This is a genomic window from Macrococcus sp. 19Msa1099, from assembly GCA_019357535.2.
Lineage (GTDB): Bacteria > Bacillota > Bacilli > Staphylococcales > Staphylococcaceae > Macrococcoides > Macrococcoides psychrotolerans.
This window is the reverse complement of record CP079957.1, coordinates 23,239-46,639: the sequence shown is the minus strand read 5'-3', so window position 1 is coordinate 46,639 and position 23,401 is coordinate 23,239. Positions and strand designations below refer to the sequence as shown.

At 29.8% G+C, this 23,401-nt stretch carries 27 protein-coding genes and 1 pseudogene; 7 read left to right on the top strand and 21 right to left on the bottom strand.

Annotated elements, in window-relative coordinates; translation table 11 throughout:
- The first annotated feature begins 56 nt into the window (after positions 1–56).
- The 3 genes and pseudogenes from KYI10_12240 (at position 57) to KYI10_12230 (ending at position 2,171) form a co-directional block, all read left to right on the top strand.
- Positions 57–1,162, top strand: a pseudogene (locus KYI10_12240) (IS3 family transposase).
- Between the two features lie 22 nt (positions 1,163–1,184).
- Entirely contained in the window at positions 1,185–1,799 is a 615-nt protein-coding gene (locus KYI10_12235) for a hypothetical protein (GenBank protein ID QYA34132.1), read from the top strand.
- 54 nt (positions 1,800–1,853) lie between these two features.
- Positions 1,854–2,171, top strand: a complete 318-nt coding sequence (locus KYI10_12230) for a hypothetical protein (GenBank protein ID QYA34131.1) — start codon at positions 1,854–1,856, stop codon at positions 2,169–2,171.
- On the opposite strand, the gene KYI10_12225 is transcribed toward KYI10_12230, so the two are convergent.
- Complete coding sequence (locus KYI10_12225) at positions 2,163–3,122, bottom strand: IS30 family transposase (GenBank protein QYA34130.1); 960 nt, start codon at positions 3,120–3,122, stop codon at positions 2,163–2,165. The two genes, KYI10_12230 and KYI10_12225, sit on opposite strands and share 9 nt — an antisense overlap.
- Before the next feature lie 279 nt (positions 3,123–3,401).
- Here KYI10_12225 and KYI10_12220 point away from each other — a divergent pair, with 279 nt between their 5' ends.
- The gene (locus KYI10_12220) at positions 3,402–4,214 is read left to right on the top strand and encodes an N-6 DNA methylase (GenBank protein QYA34129.2); all 813 of its coding nucleotides are present in this window, start codon (positions 3,402–3,404) and stop codon (positions 4,212–4,214) included.
- Complete coding sequence (locus KYI10_12215) at positions 4,207–4,821, top strand: restriction endonuclease subunit S (protein ID QYA34128.1); 615 nt, start codon at positions 4,207–4,209, stop codon at positions 4,819–4,821. Before KYI10_12220 ends, KYI10_12215 begins: the two co-directional genes overlap by 8 nt.
- Positions 4,822–5,462: 641 nt before the next feature.
- Here KYI10_12215 and KYI10_12205 read toward each other — a convergent pair.
- The 20 genes from KYI10_12205 to KYI10_12110 form a co-directional block, all read right to left on the bottom strand.
- Positions 5,463–6,326: an SEC-C domain-containing protein gene (locus KYI10_12205; GenBank protein ID QYA34127.1), complete on the bottom strand. Its 864-nt coding sequence runs from the start codon at positions 6,324–6,326 to the stop codon at positions 5,463–5,465.
- 25 nt (positions 6,327–6,351) lie between these two features.
- Positions 6,352–6,996 carry a class A sortase gene (locus tag KYI10_12200; GenBank protein QYA34126.2) on the bottom strand — a complete coding sequence of 215 codons (645 nt, stop codon included), beginning with the start codon at positions 6,994–6,996 and terminating at the stop codon, positions 6,352–6,354.
- Positions 6,997–7,302: 306 nt separating this feature from the next.
- Complete coding sequence (locus tag KYI10_12195) at positions 7,303–7,521, bottom strand: hypothetical protein (protein ID QYA34125.1); 219 nt, start codon at positions 7,519–7,521, stop codon at positions 7,303–7,305.
- A gap of 82 nt (positions 7,522–7,603) precedes the next feature.
- Positions 7,604–7,927 carry a hypothetical protein gene (locus KYI10_12190; GenBank protein QYA34124.1) on the bottom strand — a complete coding sequence of 108 codons (324 nt, stop codon included), beginning with the start codon at positions 7,925–7,927 and terminating at the stop codon, positions 7,604–7,606.
- Positions 7,928–7,960: 33 nt separating this feature from the next.
- Positions 7,961–8,446: a restriction endonuclease gene (locus KYI10_12185; protein ID QYA34123.1), complete on the bottom strand. Its 486-nt coding sequence runs from the start codon at positions 8,444–8,446 to the stop codon at positions 7,961–7,963.
- On the bottom strand, positions 8,443–9,741 hold the full coding sequence (locus KYI10_12180) for a DUF3991 and TOPRIM domain-containing protein (protein ID QYA34122.1): 1,299 nt from the start codon (positions 9,739–9,741) through the stop codon (positions 8,443–8,445). The genes KYI10_12185 and KYI10_12180 overlap by 4 nt, the downstream gene beginning before the upstream one ends.
- 146 nt (positions 9,742–9,887) lie before the next feature.
- Positions 9,888–10,328, bottom strand: a complete 441-nt coding sequence (locus tag KYI10_12175) for a CPBP family intramembrane glutamic endopeptidase (protein ID QYA34121.1) — start codon at positions 10,326–10,328, stop codon at positions 9,888–9,890.
- A 48-nt stretch (positions 10,329–10,376) separates the two neighbouring features.
- Positions 10,377–12,512 (bottom strand): DNA topoisomerase, encoded by a 2,136-nt coding sequence (locus KYI10_12170; protein QYA34120.1) that lies wholly within the window; start codon positions 12,510–12,512, stop codon positions 10,377–10,379.
- A 56-nt stretch (positions 12,513–12,568) separates the two neighbouring features.
- The gene (locus KYI10_12165; GenBank protein ID QYA34184.1) at positions 12,569–14,059 is read right to left on the bottom strand and encodes a zincin-like metallopeptidase domain-containing protein; all 1,491 of its coding nucleotides are present in this window, start codon (positions 14,057–14,059) and stop codon (positions 12,569–12,571) included.
- Positions 14,060–14,061: 2 nt separating this feature from the next.
- Positions 14,062–14,250 carry a hypothetical protein gene (locus KYI10_12160; GenBank protein ID QYA34183.1) on the bottom strand — a complete coding sequence of 63 codons (189 nt, stop codon included), beginning with the start codon at positions 14,248–14,250 and terminating at the stop codon, positions 14,062–14,064.
- A gap of 32 nt (positions 14,251–14,282) precedes the next feature.
- Positions 14,283–14,576, bottom strand: a complete 294-nt coding sequence (locus KYI10_12155; protein ID QYA34182.1) for a hypothetical protein — start codon at positions 14,574–14,576, stop codon at positions 14,283–14,285.
- A gap of 59 nt (positions 14,577–14,635) precedes the next feature.
- Entirely contained in the window at positions 14,636–16,051 is a 1,416-nt protein-coding gene (mobP2, locus tag KYI10_12150) for a MobP2 family relaxase (protein ID QYA34181.1), read from the bottom strand.
- Positions 16,052–16,068: 17 nt separating this feature from the next.
- Positions 16,069–16,419 carry a hypothetical protein gene (locus tag KYI10_12145; GenBank protein QYA34180.1) on the bottom strand — a complete coding sequence of 117 codons (351 nt, stop codon included), beginning with the start codon at positions 16,417–16,419 and terminating at the stop codon, positions 16,069–16,071.
- Positions 16,420–16,443: 24 nt separating this feature from the next.
- Positions 16,444–16,710, bottom strand: a complete 267-nt coding sequence (locus KYI10_12140; protein QYA34179.1) for a hypothetical protein — start codon at positions 16,708–16,710, stop codon at positions 16,444–16,446.
- Positions 16,711–17,030: 320 nt separating this feature from the next.
- Positions 17,031–17,873, bottom strand: a complete 843-nt coding sequence (locus KYI10_12135) for a hypothetical protein (protein QYA34178.1) — start codon at positions 17,871–17,873, stop codon at positions 17,031–17,033.
- A 21-nt stretch (positions 17,874–17,894) separates the two neighbouring features.
- A complete protein-coding gene (locus tag KYI10_12130) occupies positions 17,895–18,569 on the bottom strand; it encodes a hypothetical protein (GenBank protein ID QYA34177.1) in 675 nt (224 codons plus the stop codon).
- Between the two features lie 17 nt (positions 18,570–18,586).
- Positions 18,587–19,738, bottom strand: coding sequence for a lysozyme family protein (locus KYI10_12125; protein QYA34176.1), 1,152 nt, complete (start codon positions 19,736–19,738; stop codon positions 18,587–18,589).
- 54 nt (positions 19,739–19,792) lie between these two features.
- Positions 19,793–21,766 (bottom strand): hypothetical protein, encoded by a 1,974-nt coding sequence (locus KYI10_12120; protein ID QYA34175.1) that lies wholly within the window; start codon positions 21,764–21,766, stop codon positions 19,793–19,795.
- A 95-nt stretch (positions 21,767–21,861) separates the two neighbouring features.
- Positions 21,862–22,422: a hypothetical protein gene (locus KYI10_12115; protein ID QYA34174.2), complete on the bottom strand. Its 561-nt coding sequence runs from the start codon at positions 22,420–22,422 to the stop codon at positions 21,862–21,864.
- A gap of 30 nt (positions 22,423–22,452) precedes the next feature.
- Complete coding sequence (locus KYI10_12110; GenBank protein ID QYA34173.1) at positions 22,453–22,785, bottom strand: DUF5592 family protein; 333 nt, start codon at positions 22,783–22,785, stop codon at positions 22,453–22,455.
- Positions 22,786–22,930: 145 nt separating this feature from the next.
- Between KYI10_12110 and KYI10_12105 the strand changes: the two genes are divergently transcribed.
- Both KYI10_12105 and KYI10_12100 read left to right on the top strand, forming a co-directional pair.
- Positions 22,931–23,023: a type I toxin-antitoxin system Fst family toxin gene (locus tag KYI10_12105; GenBank protein QYA34172.1), complete on the top strand. Its 93-nt coding sequence runs from the start codon at positions 22,931–22,933 to the stop codon at positions 23,021–23,023.
- Positions 23,024–23,142: 119 nt separating this feature from the next.
- Positions 23,143–23,235 (top strand): type I toxin-antitoxin system Fst family toxin, encoded by a 93-nt coding sequence (locus tag KYI10_12100; protein ID QYA34171.1) that lies wholly within the window; start codon positions 23,143–23,145, stop codon positions 23,233–23,235.
- Positions 23,236–23,401: the final 166 nt, after the last annotated feature.

Below are 23,401 nucleotides of genomic sequence, written 5' to 3'. Positions count from 1 at the left end.
TGGACAACTCCCCTGAGGGGATGTATTGTTAAATTAAGAAAGTAGGCGATTTATTTATGGCTAGAGCTAGAAGAACATTTACACCAGAATTTAAACTTCAAATGGTACGATTATTTGAAAACGGAAAATCTAAATCTGATATTGTTAGAGAATATGACTTAACACCTTCGGCGTTAGATAAATGGATTAAGAATCATCAAAATAGTGGTTCTTTTAATGCTGCTGATAATCTAACCGATGAAGAAAAAGAGCTCCGAAAATTGCGTAAAGAAAATCAACAATTAAAGATGGAAAATGATATTTTAAAGCAAGCAGCGCTGATCATGGGACGAAAATAGAAGTCATTCAACAGAATGCACATCAATATTCAGTATCAGCAATGTGCAAAGTCCTAAAAATACCAAGAAGCACTTATTATGATTCAATAAAACGAACTTCAAATAAACTAGAAAATGATGATTCAGAATTAGAAAAAACTATTGTTAGTACTTTTAACTTAAATAGAAAGAGCTTTGGTACAAGACGAATTAAAAATGAGTTGAATCAATTAGGTATTATCGTATCTAGACGAAAAATAGGTCGTATTATGAAAAAATATAATTTAATATCAGTTTATACTAAAGCTAAATATAAAAATCATCAGAAAGAAACAAATGAAAAATTAATAAAAAATCACTTGAATCGTTCATTTACAAGGGAACAGCCTTTAGAAGTTTTAGTCAGTGATTTAACATATGTTAAAGTCGCAGGAACATGGCATTACATATGTTTATTTATTGATCTTTTCAACAGAGAAATCGTTGGTTATAATGCAGGTAAAAATAAAGATGCCCATTTAGTGACGAAAGCAATTAGTAAAATTAATCATAATTTAGAACAAATAGAATTATTCCATACAGATAGAGGTAAAGAATTCGACAACAAATTGATAGATGAAGTATTAAAAACATTTAATATCAAACGTTCATTAAGTACAAAAGGCTGTCCTTATGATAATGCAGTTGCAGAAGTAACGATGAAAGCAATAAAAACTGAATTTGTAAAACAAATGAAATTTGAAGACTTAAACCAGTTAGAAACCGAATTATTTGATTATGTGAATTGGTACAACAATTTTAGACCACATTCTTCATTACATTATTTAACGCCTGTGGCGTTTAAAAATTTACACATGAAAAATGTCTATGAAACTGTTGACATTCCAATATTATGCTGTCCTTCCTTATACAAAAAAAGATGTAAAAAAACCAATTCCATCAAGTGAACTAATGACAACAGCTCCTAACCTAGTTAAGTATTATAGCAATATAAAAGAAGATATAATTAAAACAGAGTACAATTCAAAAGTTCAAGGTAAAAAAGGAGAATTTTATAGTCTAACAAGAGTTGGAACATATACTTTTTCTCCATATAAAGTGATTTTCAGAAATAATACAAAATGGGTTGCAGCTGTAGTTGAAAACATCCCTACAATATGGGGAGAAGGTAAGCCACCTTTATTACTTGATCATGCTTGTTCTATTTCACAAAATATTCTCGGTGAGAATATTACCATTGATGAAGCTCATTACATTTGTGCAATAATGAATTCTTCAATTGTAAATGAGTATATAATTGGTTCTTCAGACAAGCGTTCCTTTAAAACAGACTTACCACTAAATATCATTAAATATAATCCGAATGATGCAATACATTCAAAATTAAGTGCATTATCAAAAAAAGCTCATGTTAGTGAGTCCAACAATCTTATAATCAAAGAAATTGATTCTCTTGTACTAGATTATTTAAAAAATATATAAAAACAGTCTATGGTTTTTAAACCATAGACTGTTTTTTTAAGGAGATAGAAAGAAATGAGAATAATTAGAGATTTTATTGACTTCCAAAAATTTATCAAGAATACTAAAAATAATTCGTATATATCGATTGTGAATACTATTTATTGGACAAGTTTTGATAGCCTTAGTAATAAGTGCAATATCATTCTTTTAGAAAATGGTGACAGCTTGAAGCAAATATTTTATATTTTTGATAGAAAAGATTCTTTGAACGTTTATATTCCCACTCATTTAGAGTTTATTAATGAATTTATTATATTAAAATTTGATTTTAAAGATATATATATAGTAATCGATAGTACAATATTATCAAATTTTCGTTTGTCAAAATAAGCTAGACAATTTCTCATCTTCGATGAAACTCATAAATACTTCCAATGGTGTTTTATAGCCCAGCGATTTTCTGGGACGATGATTAATATTTTGAGCAACACTAATAATATGATCATCAGTGACTGAATTAAAGTCTAATTCTTTATCTAATCCACTGCGTCTAAGTATCCCGTTAGAATGTTCATTCAATCCACGTTGCGACGGAGTGCCGGGGTCAGCAAAGAATATCGAGATATCGTGTCGGTTACAGATTGTTTTCCAGTTGGAGAACTCCTTACCACAATCGAAAGTAATCGATTTAAATATATGAGCAGGTAAAGCTGAAAACATAGAGTGAAGCGCATCTTCAATATCATCTGCCTTGCGACCTTGAGGTCGTATAGTGATAATCATCTTAGAGATCCTTTCTACTAAGGTTATGACAGCACTCCCATGATTACGGCCAATGATAGTGTCACCTTCAAGATGACCAAATTCTTGAAAGAAGAAAGGAAACTCTTCTATTCTTTCAGAAATGTGTCTTTTGAAAGCCTGTCTACCTCTTTTTTCACAATGACCATTTGGCTTCCTTTTACCTTTCATAGGTAAAGATTGTACCGAAAAGACGTTTTCCTTAAACATTCTATAAAGAGTTTTTACAGAACAATCAATCGGGTGTTCACCTCTGCCAATAATGGTGTCAGGTGTCCAGCCATCGGCTACTTTTTCTCGAATATAAGCTGACTGATTTTCTGGAAGTACTATTCTATGTCTGCCACAATTTGATTTTCTTTGCTTATACTCTTGGTAATATTCCAGTGCAGTTATACCTGTCTTAAGTGCATTTATTACGTTATAAATTGTCTGTCTTGATCGTTTCAATCTCTTTGCGATTTCTTTTACCGAAAGATTTTGATGATAATATGATTCTATGAACGTGAGTTCATCCGTGTTAAGATGTTTATAGGCCATTCTGTACTAACTCCTTATGTTTTCTTTGGTCGGAAATACATATTGAGTTTAGCACAGAAGGCTTTTTTAGTTGTCTAGCTTAATTTTACAATCGACGAATTCTGAAATAGAATATTTTAATTACTATAAATAGACACAAATCCACATTGAAAGTATATTCAAATTAATAACCTCATTACTTATGATACGATTCTCTCAAAGGAATCCTAAACTAATTTATTTAAATACATTCATTTTGCATATACTTAGTTTTATTTATGGTAGGCCTGGGGTTTCCTTATTTCTGCTATGAACAGAATGATTTCACAAGCTGTTAATGAAGATGAAATTGAAGATATTAAGAAAAATAAACTCCATGGTGTTGAACTACAACAGAAGTTATTTACTATTGCCACAACAAACATGATTTTACGTGGTGATGGTAAAAGTAATCTCCGTCGTGATGATATATTCCATGTGGATATAGACGATTATAATGATAAAATCACTAAGGTGCTTATCAACCCACCGTATTCACAAGCGAAAAACAAAGACCTATTACATCTGTCAGAAATAAACTTTATTAAACACGCCCTTATGCTAATGACACAAGGTGGTAGATTAGCAGCCATCGTCCCACAAAGCACAATGATTGGTAAATCTAAAAAAGAAAAAGATTATAAACGTGCTATATTAGAGAACAATACACTTGAAGCTGTTATCACAATGAACATAAACACATTCTATGGTGTTGGTACAAACCCTGCAATCGCAATATTTACAGCTGGTATACCTCATCCAGAAAATAAACGTGTTAATTTTGTAAACTTTAAAGATGATGGATATATTGTACGTAAACACGTAGGACTTGTTGGTGATGGGACTGAAAAATCTAAGAAAGAATTCTTGATTGATGTCTTATCAGGTAATGAAGATGCTGATACAAACTTTATTGTGAAATCAAAGATTACTTGGGAAGATGAATGGTTACACAGCTTTTACTACTATAACGAGGAAATTCCTAATGAAGAAGACTTTGAAAAAGTGATTGCTGATTATATGACATTTCAAGTGGATATGACACTTAACGGTAGAGGTGATTTATTTGAATAAAAAATGGTTGCCTTTTGAATTATCAGATAGCAGATATTTCACACTAACATCATCTACATGTTTCATTGATGCTACAAATATAAAAAACCTCGGTGAACAGATTTACCCCTATATCACACGAACTGAAAAAAATAATGGTATAGCTAAATTCATATCACAACAAAAACATCCTATTAACAAAGGAAATGTCATAACGATAGGTTTAGATACACAAACAGTATTTTATCAAGAATACGACTTCTATACAGGTCAAAACATTCAAGTGTTAAATGTAAAAAACCTCACTAAGAATATTGGTTTATTCTTAATACCATTGATAAAAGATAGTTTAATGTATTTAAATTGGGGTGGCAATGGTGCAACTCTAGGACGTTTAAAAAGAAAAAAGATTATGCTACCAGTAAACCAAAATAATGAACCTGATTATGAATACATGGATCAATATGTTAAATCCCTACACAAAAAAACATTAAAAACTATTCAAATCTTTAGAAAGAATAATGTAACTAATATTTCAAACCCAGCATATTGGAAGCCAGTTTCTATCAATGAAATATTCAAAGAAATCAAACGTAGAAAAAGATTAATCAAAAAAATCAAAAAATAGGTAATATACCGTATATAAGCTCTACTGCTTTAAACAATGGTGTAGATAACCTAATATCAAACAATAAAAATGTGAGATTTTTTTCTAACTGCATAACACTAGCTAATAGTGGAAGTGTAGGTGCTACTTTTTACCACCCGTATAAATTTATAGCTAGTGATCATGTTACAAGTTTAATTAATAATGATTTTAACAAATATATTTACTTGTTTATCACAGCTACAATAAGACATCAGATACAAGGAAAATACGATTTCAATCGAGAAATAAGTGACAAAAGAATTAATAAAGAAATGATAATGTTGCTGTTTGACAAGAATAATCAACTAGACTTTTACTATATGGAAAACTATATGAAGCAAATTCAAAATAATCACATTGATAAATTATCGATATTAAAATAAAAAAATTTGATAAGCTCTTTATAAATTTGATACTTAAAAATCGAAAACTTTATAAAGAGCTTTTAAATTTAAAAACAAAAAAATTAATTCAAAATTATATTTATAGTAATTATACTCTTGCTTGAATAACAAAATATAATTTAAATATTTGAATTTGTAACTATCGTTCTTTTACATACTTTTTCTTCAATATCCACTTTTATATAGTACAACTGTTATTAAGAATCTTTTTTAAAATTATTTAATATGGCATTTTTTCACTTTCTTTCCACTTCCGCAAGGACATAAATCATTTCTATTAACTTTTACATCATTAATATCTGAATATAACTTTACAGTTTTCTTATTTAAAGTATTTATAGATTTTTCCACTAACAAGTTATGAAATTTATGATCCCAATTACCCTCAGTAGTATCCCAATAGTGAAAACCTGCTGTCATCTCTAAAAGATAATCAGGTTTCTTACACAATGCTAGACCTATAAATGTAGTAGCTAAAACTTCTATTTGTTCCCATGTTAATGGCATAATATTTTTTAAATCAATCTTTTCAGATTCTTTTTTCGACCAGATTACTGGTAATACATATGTTAAAAAATTCATTTGATTTAATCTAGCTATTTTTACTGATTTTTCATATGAAGAATAATTTGGTTTTTGGTATACCTCTTTAAACTTTGATAATGATTGTTGGTAAGATTTATTCATAATAATATTTTCACATTCTATTTCAAAGGGTAATACCTCATATGTTTCACAGTTTTTAGGTATTTCTTTAACTAAATACTCTACTGGACCAGTAAAATTTGCATCTACAACATAATCTAATGGATTCAACAACCCTTGATTTACATCATGTAGTCTTATAGCTTTGTACCACTCTGATTTATCTATTATTAAATAGTCTTCGGATTCAAAAATATATAGTTTTTCAGGATATCTTAAACAAGTTAAAATAGAATTTGTTATTAAATTTTGTAAATTATCAGCATTTATACACCATATATAATAATCGTTTTTCGTTACATAATGAATATTCTTAAGTTCATTAAATTTAGTATATTTTGAATAATTTGTACTTCTCCAAGTAGCTAATAACATCTAATTCACCTCTTATAATATATTTTTAATTATTAATAGTCTTAATTAACTTTCCTCTAACCATCCAACGTGCTGTTCCTTTTATATCAGTACAAGTAATTAATGTAATAATTTTATCTCCCTCTGCATCTGCAACTACATCTCCTCTATTAACGTCTAGTACTTCAGTTTTAATAACTTTATATACATATGTTCTATCCTTATCTGTTAGATATGCTAAATTTCCTTTTTTTACTCTCATTAATGGTGAAAACAATAAGTTCTCATTCGGCATATGATGTCCTGCAATCGCATAGTTACGTTTTCCCATCTCTTGACCTGGCTTCATCGTTCCAGTTGCAACATTTAGATTTTCATTTGTTAAGCCTTCTAATACGGGCAGTTCCAGGTTCACTTCAGGTATCTGAATATATCCAACAAGAAAGTTCATATTCACTTCTTGAAATTTGGGAATTCTGCTTAATGATTGAATAGCACTTGGGTCATATGATATAGAATCATAATTCTCTGTATTTTCTTGATAACCTATATTGTTTTTATCGGCAGTACCATTATTATTAGTCGATGATATACTATCATCTGTCGCCTGCTGCATTGCATTGATTTTCTTTTTATTTTCTTTGATCGTTCCTTTAGATACATTGATTGTTTCTTCATGAATTCTATTCATATGATAAGGTTCTATAAAATTATTAATTACATAAGGGGTAGCACTTATCAGTAAACCTACTATTATAAATAGTATAAATAAGAATTTTATTATTTTATTTTTATTCAAAATTGTTCCTCCATTAAATAAAAAAACTGCCTAAAATGATTGAAATCATTTTAGGCAGCTTTTAGTTTTTATAAATCTTCTTGGATTGTAGATACTGGGATTTCAAATTTCTCACCATCATATTCAATCGGCTCATTGTCTATGATTGTAACGCCATTTGATATATTTTCTTGTTCATAATTCATTTTATTTTCCTCCTTACTTTTTCTTTTTTTGTTCTAGGTGATCCTTATAAGCTAACAAATCGCTTTTCAAATACAGATGTGTGGGCTTTGTGGATTCTGAATTAAGATTTAACGTTACAAATGGCTTGATGATACCTCTATTACATGAAGATACAAAAGCTGTTCTTGATTGACCTGTTATCTTATGGGCATCCATACCCCTAATAATATTTTCTTCTATCCACTTTTTCATGTTTGCATCACTTTTATTCATATGTTCACCTTTTATTAAACTATTTTAATAAAGTTTAACATATAACATTTAACATATAAAATTATAGATAATGTTCTTTTATACTCTTTATGGTCTTTTTATATTCAGTCAATCTTTTTTCTTCAGATTTAATAAATATAAGTTCTTGTTTTGCTAGAATATCTAAAAAATAGGAAATAAGTTCTTTATTTTTAGTAAAAGCAACGGTCCCTCTGCCATTTGAAAGTCTAATGATTTTATCTATATCAGAGTGGTTAATATGTCCTTTTGCTAAACAAGGGTGATATTCTATCGTATACATATCTTTCAATTCTGCCTTAATATTTAATTGAAAAACATCAAACGTATCTTTCTTATTACAAAATACACAATATATCTTTTCCATAGTACCTCTCCTACTAATATAATACTATAAGTCTTACAAAATAGCTATATATATACATAGCTGTTTTGTAAGTTTTTTTATTTCCTTTAACTTATCTCTGTCACATAAATTAACTCCAATTGATTCAGCTAGTTTCTTTGCACTAGACGTAAAATAAGAGTTTGTAAATACAAATGCCTCCTCTGCCCTATAGTACCCTTTTGCTGAATATACTTCCTGGACTGCTTTAATTCCAACTTTCCCTTTATATCTCTTAGCTTGAATTACGATAATATCTTTTTCACTTTTTAACACTAAATCAGCACCAAAATCATTTGATGACTTTGTAACTATCGATCTATATCCCATTTCATGAAAAAGTGATTTTAAATAGTTCTCAAATTCTTTGCCAGTCATATGATCTATCGCAGATAGACCAGAAGAAGCTAATCTTTTATTAGCTTTTTTGTGTCTCGATTTCTTTATAGTAAAGTAAATACAGACTATCAAAAATCCTGAAAAAATGATAATCTCTATCATCTTTCAATCTCTTCATCTTTATTTTTTACTGGATTAATATCTATATCTTGTGTACTTGTTCGTACTAAAGGTCTATTTAGCTCTTTAATATTATTTTCTTTTATATACTTTAATACTTCATTCCAATCTTTCGTTGTTTCAATATAACTGATATCAAATTTGATTTCTGACATAGCATCTTTAATCTTCTTTTTACTATGCGCTTTGCCATCTAAGGTATAGTCCAGATCATTATAGTTCAATACATACTCATCTTTAACATTTCTGTACAGCTTAATACCTGTATTGTTAATTGTAATATTAGTATTATTATCATGTTCTAAAATCTCTAAGAAACTTTCTATATCCATATTTGAATTGGTTATTTTATTTTTTTCAAATCTTGGAGGCAGAGAACTATATGTTGTCGTCTCTTGATTACCTATTTGTACTGAAGCTGATTTTTCACTTACAAATCTTCTGCCTGCTTTGTCATTATCTACACATAAGACAACATTTTCTGGTAATTTACCTGTATCATCATAAATATCTTTCATTGCCTGGTACATTGTATTTTCTTTCAATCCATTCATACTTATAAATCTAGAATTTATTGGCTGATAGATTGATGCGTATGATAATGCATCTATCGAAGATTCGAATACAAATAGATTTTCTGGTTTACCAAAAGTGACCGAAAAACCTCTATTTTCAGGTACACCTGATGCTATTTTCATGAATCTTTTTTCGCCTGTACCTCTTTCTTCGTGACCAATAATTTCACCATTTTTATGCCACATAAATGCAACGTTTTCATATTTGTCAGTTTGGCGGATTATACCTTTATCTATTAGCTTTTCTACTAAAGTAGGATTTATTCCTCTTTGTTCTACTAAATATTCTTCTGCTTTTGATGTATTATCTCCCATATGATTTCTATCATACGTATATGGTTCTTCTACCTTCTTATATTTACTATAATCAACTGTCTTTATCAGTTCATCTGCATTTTCCATAACATCTCTGACTGCACTTCTAAAGTCCATATCAAAATACACTCTAGCAAATCCTACAGCACCATAACCACCTTCATCACGACTATACCAGTTAAATACATTTTCAGATGGTGTTATTTTTAATGAATCATGTTCAGCTAACTGAAATGTTCCCTTGGAAGATTTTTGGACCATTAACCCTTTTTTCTCGATATAATCCATAATATTAACACTATTTGCCTGTTTTACCAGTTCGTCAGGTAATTTTCTATTTTTCACTGAATAAATTTTTGCTATTTCTTCATTAGAATATTTTTTCATAATATCTCTCCTCAAAATAAAAGAAGCTAGATCCTATTTTTAGAATCTAGCTTCTTAATTTATATAATTTTGGTGGTCTATAAATTTAGTAAAGTACTTTCGTTATCGATCCCTTTTTACTGATAATCCGTATTCTTTCATAACGATCACCTTGTATTGATAAGTAGTATAGTGAATATAAAGATGTTAAAAATACTATGTGTGATGATAGATACAAAAATACTATTAGATTTATGATAGACTAAACAATAAATTAGCCCATTAATTATAAGAGGTATTGTTAGTATCATATCTTTACCATGTACTAACCCAAATACAAAAGAACTTATAATTGCAGTCACAATATTTATAGGGTATTCAGCATCTTTACGAAATAACAAGTATCTAAAAATAAATTCTTCAATTACAGGAGCTGCTAAAAAAGTAATAAACTTCGCAGATATATTATTTAACAATTCTCCTGTTTTATTTATATCATTGTTTACGATGTCTATATGTAATAGATTAAATATTATTCCACATATTAGCTGAGTAAAAATTAGTAACAATACCCCTATTGTGCACCATCTGATATATTTATTAATCATAAATCCCCTCCTATAATAAAATAAATAACGCTATATATAAATATAGCGTTATTTATTGAAATTGAAAACTGTCTTGTAATCTTTATCTAGCATTAATTCTGTATCAAATGTCCCTTTCTTTCCTTTAAAGCCTTTAATTTTTGTTGTTTTACCTTTATTTATTAGCTGTTTTATATTTGATTCACTTAGTTTTTTAGATGCAATAACACTATTTATGGTAAAGCCACATTTTTCACTACACGCATAGAAATCATATTTATTCGTCTTGATATGCTTGATATAACCCTTATTACATTTCGGACATATTCCTAATCCTTTACCTTCACTTTGTTTAACACTTTCTAAAGTTGAAGTCTTTACATTTTCATTCACCATAGCTGGTATATCCTTAAACAGTTGTTGAATAAATATTTCGATGCCTTCTATAAAGTTTTGTTGAGTTTCTTTGCCATCACTAATGAATTTTAATTTCTCTTCCCATTTCCCAGTCATCTCAGCACTACTTATCAATGATCCTTCCAGGGCACTACATAATAACCTACCTTTCTCTGTTGTTCTCAACTTTTTCTTATCAACTGTAATATAACCTTTATCGATTATATTCTTAACAATAGCAGAACGTGTAGCCGGTGTACCTATCCCTGCTGATAGACTTTCTCTTAGTTCTTCATCCTCTATTGTCTTTCCACAAGTTTCCATCAATCCTCCTTCTCCTCCAAGTGTTGCTTCTGTTAGGTATGATGGTGGCTTTGTTCGTCCTTCCTTACCATATATACTAAGTTCAACTTGTTCACCTTCTTCAAATGACGGTAAAGTTGTTGTCTTTTCTTCTTCAGTATCGTTACTTAAATTTTTCCACCCTTGAATTTTTGGTGTATTACCACTAGTTTTAAATATAACATCATTCACAACTATCTCTACTTTAGTTTGTTCATAGTGATAATCATCTGCAAAGATGGCCAGAGTTTGTTTCACTACTGCATCATATATATTCTTTTCTTGAACAGATAGGTCATCATATTGTTGCTGAGATGGTATTGTTTTTGTAGGAACGATAGCATAGTGTTCTAACACCTTATCGTTATCTACATAAGTCTTACGTGGTTCTGTATATTTAACATCAAATGTAAGATTCAAAAGACTTTTATAATCTTCTAAATGATTTTTCAGATACTCGAACTCTGCTGTTGTAATTAAACTGCTGTCTGTTCTAGGGTATGATAAGAACCCTTTATCATATAATGACTGTACATAGCTTAGTGTCTGATCCAAGCTATATCCCCATTTATTATTTCCGACCTTTTGAATACCACCTAATTTAAACAATTTAGGTGCCTTTGTTGTTTTAGGAGTAACTGTAATTGATTTAACTTCTCCTGGAATATCACTTAATCCGTTATTATTGATGTATTCATTTATTTCATTATTACTATCTAATCTTACATCACTTTTTAACTGATATTTAATACTATCTTTCTTCCCATCAGCGACTAAATCAAAGTATATTTTCTCTTTGAAGTTCTCAATTTCTTTTTCTCTGTTATAGACCATAAATAATGTTGGTGTCTGCACACGTCCTACAGAAAAAGCACCGTCTGTTCTAACGCCTTTATTTTGAAGTAGTAGAGTAATCAACCTTGTTAGATTCATACCTACTAAGTAATCGCTCTTTCCACGTGCTTCGGCTTCTACATAATATCTATATGTTTCTTTTCCATCCTTTAATTTTCTGAAGAAATTCTTTAACTCAGTTGGCTCTTGTGTATTTGCCCACAATCTTTTAATTGGAATATCTTTGATGCCTAATAAATTTAATACATAGTACGCAATAGCTTCTCCCTCTCTATCAGGATCTGTAGCAATAACAATTTGATCATTATTCGTCAGACCTTTCAACAATTTCCTCATAGAATTAAACTGGTCCTTAACTGAATATTTCGATTGATATTTAAATTGTTTAGGTAAGAATGGTAAATCCTCTAAGTTCCATTTTGCATATTTCTCATCATATTCTCTCATCGGTGCAAGTTCTACAAGATGACCAATACACCAAGTGATATAAACTTCACCTGGAAATACATCCGTTTTACCTTCTAAATAACTTGTTTTTCTACTAAAACTACCTAATGCTGCCCCATATTTTTTCGCTTGATCTGGCTTTTCAGCAATTATGACTGTTTTCATTAATAATCCTACTTTCTATTCTAAAATTTACTTAGCCCCTGAATTGGGGCTAAATATTAATTTAATTCCATCTTCTTTTCGTGTGTGCTTTCTCTCGATATATTACTTTCTTTCATATTATCAATAGATTTTTGATATATATCAGGAACACCATTTAAATCTGCATCAATTTTCACTTGTTCCATAACTGTCTTATTATTAAATACATTAAAATCCCCATCAAATAATTTTTGATGAGGATTAGTATATACTTCATAAGTAAATGCTTCTATATCAAAATCATTACTCTTTATATTCTTTGATAATACTTTAAGAGGCATCACTTGGTTAGTTTCTTTTATATGAATGATTGGTTGTTTAAAATTCCCATCTATATCTAACCCCACTGTTTTAGTCTTAGATAGTTCATCCAATCTTTTTACTAAATACGATGGTTTAGATATTTCTGTAGTCTTTAGTGCAATCCCTGTTTTAGTATTTGATTTAATAGGTAAATATGATTGAAGTTCTTTAAATTCTTCAAAATCCATAGGGTAGTTTCCATCTAATGAAATATTATCAATAACCGTTACATTTTCCATTTCTTTTAAAAACTCCTTAGAAATATTTTCTTCAATTCCATTTATAATACGAGATGACGTATGCTGTATATCCTTTAAAGATGATTCTACATCTTTTATGTTCTTTAGATTATCAGTCCAGCTAGCTATATATGGAATTGTTTGTTCAGACGTATCAATACCAAAATGTTTATTAACAACAAAAGATGTTAATTCTGCTTCTAATTCTTTTACGTTTAGTCCCTTATATTCTTTAGCATAGGTACTTTCTTTGTTATGCATTAGTGCATGTGCTGTTTCATGTACTAATGTCATTATATTTTCACTTTCAGTATTTAAACTATTAAGTGCAATCTTATGATTGAGTGGTTCATAGTAACCTTTTGCAGTACCTAAACCATTTACGCTGAAATTTTCAACGCTAACAGGTATTCCTAATTTCTCTAAGTATTTTATATTAGCTTTTTTAATTTCTAATGCTAACTTTGGATTATCTAATTTCAAATCTATTCGAGCATTTGGATATACCTTCGGATAATCTTCTGGTTTCGCATTAGTTTGTGTTAAATCATAAACCGGTGCTAGTTTATAGAAAGTTTTTTGCACTGTTATAATTTCTTTATTTTTTACTTTCTCTCTTTCTTCTTTAGTAGCATACTTCAATTGTTTTAAATTATCATTTCCAAGTTTCATATAAGTAACTTTATTTGGAGCTAGTATTTTTATCGGCTTTTGATTTTCAAGGATATCGAAACCTAATTCTTTAAACTTCTCTTTTGATGCTACAAATTCTGCACCTGGATATTGATTTTTCATCATTCCTATATTTCTAGGCGAATAATCGTACATATTTGACATAAACTCAAAATATTCTTTGACATCTTCTACATTCATTTTATGAAATGATATTTGTTCAAGTGCATCATCAGCCCATTTTTTCTTTTCTTCTTCTTTTGCTTTAGCCCAGGATTTTTTATTATATGCCATAACTAGTCCTCCACTATTTTATTTTCTGATAAATCAACTGTTACAAATATTTGTTCTTCAGATTCATTGATAAGTTCATAATATTCTTTAGTAGTACTCACAATAATTTCTTTTTTTAATAACGGACTGTAGACTCGAACTTTAAGTTCTTCGTCACTGACAGCAACAACTAAACATTGATCTAAATTCATCTCACATACCTCCTGTCAAAAAAATTTTAATTTTAATCAATATAAAAATCTCGTAAATCAAAATTATCAAATAACCAATCTGTAGGTTCGCTGTTGCAATATTCTATCCAGCACTCATCTATTGAATTATTTTGGTCTAACCTGTAATGCACAGCTAGAGCTTTATCACCTTTAATCAAATCAATGCAAGTACTATTTGTTAAATGCTGAAGGATTACTATTAGTCCAACTAACCTTTCTTTTTCATATGATTCTTGAAATTCTATAATTGTTTTTTCATCTCTGTTATTTTCATAGTTGGTATAAAGTACATAACGTTTTTTCATTGTCCTCACCTCCTTTAAAATAAAAAAATTCTTTTAGTTTAATCCAACTAAAAGAATTTTTATCTACCATATTCACTTTCATATCTCTGTCTTTCTAAATCTCTCTGAATATTACTTTGTAATTTATCATGTTCAAACTCTAACTCTCTATTCCTGCGGTAACTTCTAAATGTACTTCTGACAGCTTGATTAACTTTAACAGGAGTAATAGGAGGTTTAAACTTTATTGTTCCATTAGATTTTGTTTTTAAATTTCCATCAATATATTTATTCCTATCAACTAATCTTGAATTTTTCACTTTAGTTTTTTCATTGTTTATATTTCCATTATAATTTTTATAAGTCATACTCCTATTCTCTTTTTTTAATTCTTTAAGTAATGCATTCCCCATTCTTCCTTTTAAATCTTCTAATTTATTTTTCGATGGGTCTTTATATCTATTATCTTTTCCTTCACCATATAGATCTTTGTAGAAATCTTCCTCATCTTTTAGTAATTTAGTATATACCTGATAATCTTTTTTATTATTAGTTTTAATATAGTTCATTGTATAGTTATCTATTAAAGGTCTTAAGTTTTTCATTTCTTTATTATTATATTGCCACTTACTTTTTTCTTTCGGTAAGTTTTTTCTGATTGTATTTAGCAATTTTATTTGAGATGTTTTTGAATCATCTAACTTTATTGAATGATGTAAAGATGTTCTTAAGTCGCTAATAGCTTTCATATCTTTAGAACGATCTATTAATTTATTTGCAAATACACTTTTCATATTATCAAGCGTTTTTTTCTTCAGCTTTGCTTTAGGCTGTAATTCAAACTCTCCTGTAGGTTCGTAATGTTTACTACCAAGTTTTTTCATTTTCTCTACCATAACAATTGGTCTTGTATTTTTCATTTCGACGATTGAAGTATGAACATGAATATTGTCTGTATCATAATGTATCTCACCACACCATACAGCCGAGCTATCTATTTTTTCTTCCTTCAACATAGTTCTAATAGAAGATCTTACAGCTTCTTTTATTTTTATCTCGTTTAAAAAACCTGTTTCTTCATCATAGAGTTTATGTTTTTTTAAAAATTCATTATCAAACGAATAGACATTCCCCCAGAGAACACTACCGTTTTCTTGGCCTTTATTAAATGCTTCTTTCATTACTTCTTTTTCGTCAGAAGTAAAATGATTAGTATCATCTCCAAATAATCCTGAAGATTTTATATTTTTATTCATATAATTTATATAATTTCCAAAATTGATATTAGGAGGATTATCATAAGTATTATTGATAAACTCAAATAATGTTTCATCTCCACCATCTTGTTCATAATCATAAAATTCAGATAATACTTCTTTTTCATTTTGTATTCTTGTATTTTTTTCTTCATACCTCTCATAATAATCAATAATTCCGCTGTAGTTCTTTTTATTATTTCCAACAACAAAATTCGAAATGACTACGATACCAGCCATTCAATCACCTCATTTTTTTAATCAAAAAACATTTCCTCTTTTTTATTTTTTGTTTGTTCTTCAATTGCATTTTCTACTAATTGTTTAGCTGCATTGTATGATGTTGACAAATTTTCAGTATAAGAAAAGTTAGGTACTAATCCCTGAGTATCTAACTGCATCGTTAACATCTCTAATACAATACATAAATTTTTATCCATGATATTCATTTTCTTTTTAAAATCATAGTCTTCATTGTTAAAGGAATCACTCTTAAATAAAACATATTCAAGAACTTCGTTCATGGTTTTTAAATTTTTTTCAGCTTTTATTTTATGCAAAACTTCATCAACACGATCATCAATATACCAAGTTCTTCTGACACCCATTTCATTTCCTCCCCGTATACTTTTTCAAAATATTTTTTTTATTTCTTCTGTATAACTATTAATTTTATTTGTTTGTTCTTCAATGACATCAATTAATTTATTATTACTAGCTACGACATTCTTTAAAATCTCATCAACTTCTTGTTCTCTCAATTTAAAATTGTCGTGTATCAATGCTTTCTCTAGTATGATATTTATTAATTTATTTTCTGAAATCTCTTTTTCACTACTCAAACTTTTTAACTTTGCTATTACTAACGGATCTTCTATTCGTATTGTTCTTTTAATCATCTCATCTCTCCTACGCTAAAATTATTTTTAGATTTATTTTTACGTATGTATACTGTATGCATACGTACGAGTTATGCATACGCATATTGTATGTATGCATACAGTATGCGTATAGGTATGTTTTATATGCATACACTATACATATAGTGGTGGCACAAAAATTTAAGGGTAAATAACTCGGCACTGCCGAGTTCACCACGTTTTGGCACAGCCAAAACATCAAAGTGGTGGCATTACCCCTTATGCTCATGTTTTAAATCCTTAAAAATCAGTAGAGATTTACACCCTACACAAGACTTCAACTCCTTTGATGTTGCGCTTTAAGATGATATCTCTGAAATGTCATCTTCAATTTTTATCATTTTGTTTCTCAGGTTTAACAATTCTTCGTTATAGTTTGAGATTTCTTTTTCTTTTTCCTGAATAGAATTCTGCAATTCACTGATCTTTGCTTCAGCATTTATTTTTTCATTTTCATCAAGAACATTGAGTTCTTTTTGTATTGAAGTGATTTGCTTTTCAGTAAGTTTAATCTCTTTTTGCTGAGTATCTATTTTCTTTTCAACACTTTTTTGTTCATTTTTGTTAAAAGATAAATGTTCATTCAGACCTTCTTTTACATAAAAAGATTCAGATTTTAATTTCAATTTATCATCAAATATTTTCTTTGGTGTATCAATATATAATGATAATTCACTAGCTTTATTTTCTTTGTCCTGTGTAATAACATCTTCTTTCATTTTTAAAACAGTCCTTACAAGATGATTTCTCTCTACATCTTTAACTGAAACGACCAGATAATTCTTTGTAGGTAAATGAAATTCTGTTTTTAATTTTGTTGTAATATCATCTTGATAGTTAGCTTCTGTTTGAAAATTTTCTTTAGCAATCGGAATATAATTTTCATCACTTTTATTATTTTTAAAGTATACCTTTGCAATTAATTCTTTAGTATCTGGATTATATTTCTTTTCAACAAGATAAAATGTATAATCATTTAAACTCTGTCCTTTATACATCTTTGTAGCCAGTTTATTTCCATCTTCTTTAGTAAGATAGCTATAAGCCCAAAAACTAATGTAAACTGCTATCAAAATAAAAAGGACCTTTTTATAAAAAGGTCCCTTATCTCTACGAGATTTATTTGCGCTAAATAAATTCATACTATAATCTCTCCTATACATTTAATTAAATATTTGTTCAGCTTTTATATCTGATACTGGTGATATTGATACTATTTTTTCAATTTTCCATTCATTATTTTGTTTAATATATGTCGCTTTCATTAAAAAATTCCCGACGGTGCTATCTTCACCAATATGTGATATTGTTTGATAAGTTGTTATACCTTCAGCTTGGCTTTCTCCCTTCTCTTTAATATATGTTCTAATATTCTCTGTATCAATACTCACTTCTTTTTGAATATATCCTTCGGTTACATCTTTATTCTTTTGTTGATCTATATCTTCAGTACTCAACTTACTTATATCATGAATATAGTGATTTTCAATTAAATAATCTTGTGCTTGACCCGTTGTATATGATTTTAATCTTTCATTTGTTTTTTCAATATCTGAGCTATCATTTAAAGTTTTTATAAAATCTTCAGTAAATGATACCAAATATTCTTGTGCATCATTTTTGTTTACAGTTGTTGGTTCTTCGATAGTATTTTTTTCTTTAGTAGCTGAAAAATTTTTTTCAGTTTTTTCGTTAAGTTTTTCAAAATTTTTGATTTTATTTTGAAGTATTTCATTTTCTTTTTCTACATTATTTATTTTAGAATGTGATATGAAGTACCCGATACACAATACGATTGATAAACCTATAATTATAATTCCTGATAATTTGTTATTCATATTAAACATCTCCTTTTTTATAATCCACAGCCGAGACTACCTTTGACATTAAATTTTTTCTCCAATGGACTGAACCAATCAACAGCTGCACTTATAGTATATTGATTATTTTTTAGCGCATCTAAATGTAAATGTGGACCACTTGTATAACCTGTATTACCAGAAAGTCCAACTTGCTGTCCTGCTTTTACAGTATCACCTTTTTTTACTAACACGCCATTTAATTTTAAATGTCTATAGTTCATATATAAGGTTGGATTGTCTTTAGAGATTACAGTGACGTGATTATCTTTACCTAATAATGAACTTGACAATCCACCAACCGTATATCCATTTACTGCCTCAACTACCTTACCGTCAGTGATTGCGTATATTGGTGTGCCTTCTGGCAATGCTATGTCTATTCCTGGATGACCAGGATATCCTCCGATCTTACAAGTAACACGATTCAAAAGTTTTGGATCAACGGGTGAACCAATTGCGTTTCCATCTAATGTCCCACCAGATGCCTGTGATAAATATCGCATAACATGTTCAACATATTTAGGGTCACCATAACTTGTCCATCCTGTTTCTTTTGCCATTTTCTTTGAAAACTGTTGTGCAATATCTTCAGAGAACTTTGCGCCTTTCTCAAAAAAGAAATCTAAAAATCCTTCACCAAAATTGTAACTTTGTAGTGCTGCTTTCCAATTGTCATCTCCAATTTTTTTTGCTTTAGATTTATTTAACACTTCTTTATATGCCGACACTCCTGCTTTAATTGATTCCGTCGGACCTATTGTGTTTGGTGGTAGCCCTTTGCTTTCTGATGCTTGGAATATATCCGACACACTTCCTCCACTTTCCTGTGCACAAATTGCTAGCATGACATTTAAATGACTTTCATCTACACCTTGAGATTTAAGTTCTTTTTTTATTCTGTCTGAATGTTTGGTACATCCTTCAGGTAAAGCTACTCCGTCAATCGTACCCATAGATGATGATTGTTCTTGTTCATATCCTTCATTTGATCCACCTAGAAATAAGAGCATACAAATTAGAACTATCGGGACAGCAGTTATCAAAGCAATTGTGAAAGGTGTAGATGACGTTGCAATTCCTGCAATCCATAGCATTATTTTTTTTCTTGTTGCTTTCTTCAATTTATTTTTTAGAAATTCTATCATTTAATATCCTCCAATAAAAAAAGACACCCTTAATAATAAGAGTGTCTGTAAATTTTATTGCCCCCCACTGAATCGACGCAATTGTTCTTCTGATACATCATTGTGGAAAAGCGTATTGTTTGCACCTTGTATGCTTACGATTGCTTCACCTTTTCCTAGCGTTGGAATGATTTCGTACTCACTTTCTTTTATTGTTTCTCCTAATACATCTCTTACGGAATCAATATCTGATCTATCAATCTGAAAGAAAAATTTATATTGCGTTAAGGCAAATATTTGTTTCAGTTGCGTTGTTGCATCATTATTACTGTTTTCAGGTAGTAACTGCTTAGGAGATTGTGTCGCAAAAATAACTCCTGCAAGATACTTACGCATTTCTTTCATAAAGTTAACAACGAATTCAACTGTATTTAAGTTATTTACATTTACGATATTTTGACATTCATCAATGAATACCATAAATCTTCTAGCGTTACGAGGATCAATTTTACCGTCTTCTATCATCTTCTTATATTTTTTCCCGTTCTTTAAAGCTTGTGACCAAATTAAAGATAACGCTACGAATAACTGACATTTAAATACGTTTGGTGATAACTTTTCAAGCTGTTCTATGTTATAAAATACAATCTGTTCTTCGTCCATGTTAGGGACAGTCGTGTGGCCATCAAAAACACCACCATAAACATTAATCATATTATCTAAAGTTGTTAATATTTTTTCTTTAGTTACTCGTTTTTGACTTGTCATCTTAGATTCATCCAGGTTATGAATAAATGCTCTAAATTCGCTTAGTATTGGATATTCTTCTGGTCTGTGGCCTGTAACTACCATTTGCTTTCTTTTACTTCTATCAGCCGTCCATAAACCTACGTGGATATAAAAATCATTAAAGTAACCTACACAATCCATTAAATCTGTATCTGTTAAGTCACCATTCATCAATGACATCTGCATTTGAAGTTTTGATAAATGTTGAGTGTAACAGGCTTCTTCATTAATCATAAGATCATAACCTTCAATATCAGGATTATCTTCTTTGTCATACGTTGCTGTAGGCAATATTTCAAGCATGTTAATCATACCTTGTGATCCATCCAGTGATATCATCTTCCCTCCCTGTTCACGTACAACTTGCTTGAAGTCTCCTGCTTTATCAAAACCTCTAATGAAATGATTTCTAGCAAACTGTTCTTCTTCAATCACTTTTAGAAAAGTAGATTTACCACTTCCCATCATCCCAAAGACAATCGAATTAAATGACTTTCTTACGTTATCGACTTTGAATAAGTCTAGGTATACAGGACCACCTGTTTCAGTCGTACCGATAAATGCACCATGTTCATCGTTGATTGACGTATGGTCAAAGGGATAACCACCCCCAAGCGTTGATGCTGGAATCTGTTGTCCATCTTTAAAATTCACACCATGCACTTGTTTTTGTCTGCCATATTTCATAACCAAACTTTGCCAGTTTTCTTTTGTCTCAAAGTTCATTACTTGTGATTTTATACCTCGAGCTTCTAAATCAACTCGTATTCTGTGAATTTCGTTATCTAATTGTTCAAGAGTTGGTTTATAAATAAACATTCTAACAGTAATCTTTTTGATTTGTTCACCTAAATCATTAATCATATGAGATACACCTAAAAGTGTCTGATACTTATCTGTAGATGAACTTTTTGTCATAGCATCTGCTTTATTATCTTGAATACGAGCTGATTGTTCAGAAAGCGATCTCTTTAAGTTTTCTTGTACCTGTTCTCTGTTTGCTGTAGAGATATCTTGAACAGTGATGACACCCTCACGATTTACGATGTGTCGCATCCAATTGTCATATACCGTTGATGGATAATCATATATCGTCAAGCATGCTTCATAGCCATCACCTTTTTTGATGTAGTTTTCATGAAATGATATGCCCCCCTGGGGCTGTGTCTTAGCAATAAATTCTAAATCATAATTATCTTCTACAAAATCATCAATTTTCTGCTTAACAATCTGTTCATCTTTTTTCTTAAATCCAAACATATTTCATTCTCCTTTAATTTAAAAAGCCACGCATCTCAATGAGTTACATAGCTTTTATATAGTATGTTACATAAAACATAAAACATAAAACAATTTTATATATATTGTGTGTTCATGTTATTCAATTGAAACAGTACATTCGTTTTTTTCTTTTGTGATAGAGGATTTTTCCTTAATAAGCCTCCTGAAGTCTGTCTGATGTTATCTTTAACGACAGACATACCTTTTTTACTATCTGCATATACAAACACATAATGATCCATCTCTTTATGTGTTTTTGCTGAAATCTGTAAACGTCTGATGTTATCCTGTTGATATGCACGTTGTAACGGATTTGTAGTCGTTTCATATTTGTGTAGCCAATAAAGCTGTTGAGCCTCAGAATCTGAAGGATACTTAAATGAAATGACTTTGATATCTTCTATATTGATACGATAAAATGATGCAAGTTGTGTCATTAGCTGTGCTTTTTCATCTGCGTTGATTGTATTTAGTGCATGTGTTTCAAACTGATATATTTCTGCGTAAGTATTATCTTCTAATAAAAGATAACCTTCTTTTGTTATCTGTTTATAAGGGATAACATGTAATATATTTAAATCAATCGTTCTATCTTTATTTTTCTTTCTTTCATTTCTATCTCTCTTAATCGCCACTTTTTTTGGCTCGACAAAACCTGACATTCGTTACTTCATCTCCTTTTTAATATATTTCGTATAATCTAAACTTCTGTAACCATTCTTATCCATCCTGAACATAGATGCGATTACTAAATACATCGGTTTATCAGGGTTCGTTTTAGGTTTTGCAATCGCAATCCCACCTACAAGAAATTGAATAATTACAATAATAGTTGTAAGTATCGGGCCACCATCTATAAAGTTTGCTAACATAAAACCCAAAACAACGAATATAATAATGACAATAATATCTTTTAACGTTGTTTTTCCGATGATTAATATATCTGCTTTCATATCTCTTGGTATTGTATATCCTTGATTTCCAATATTTTTACTCATTTTTTCCTCCTATTTATTTCAGATAATAAAAAAAGGCATTTGCTAACGTATCAGATAGCAAATGCCTTTTAAACAATATTAATGATATAATATTAAAGCCGTCTTTACTTCCATAGGCGAGATCTTGTGGAAGGAGGTGATCTCTGTGGAAATAATCTTTGTTGACATTATTGCACCGATTATTGTCGGTGTCATCCTTACGTTGTTTTCTCACTGGTTAGATCAACGTAAGTCGTAAGACGGCATACCAGCACCTAAAAACCCCCTAACTGTTCGCAGCAGTTAGGGGGTTCGGTGTTTCTGTGAAAATAATCTTTGTTATCATCATTATATCTTAATTAATAGATATTTACAAACATGGATTACATCTTTATAAATATCGTTGTACCGATTATTGTCGGTGTCATCCTTACGTTGTTTTCTCACTGGTTAGATCAACGTAAGGCGTAAGGCGGCATACCAGTACTTAAAAACCCCCTAACTGTTCGCAGCAGTTAGGGGGTTCGGTGATACTGTGGAAATAATAATTGTTAATATTATTATAGCTTATCCAGTCTTTTTTTACAAACCCATGCTAATCCATGGACTATATCCTTGTTAATAATATTATACCTAT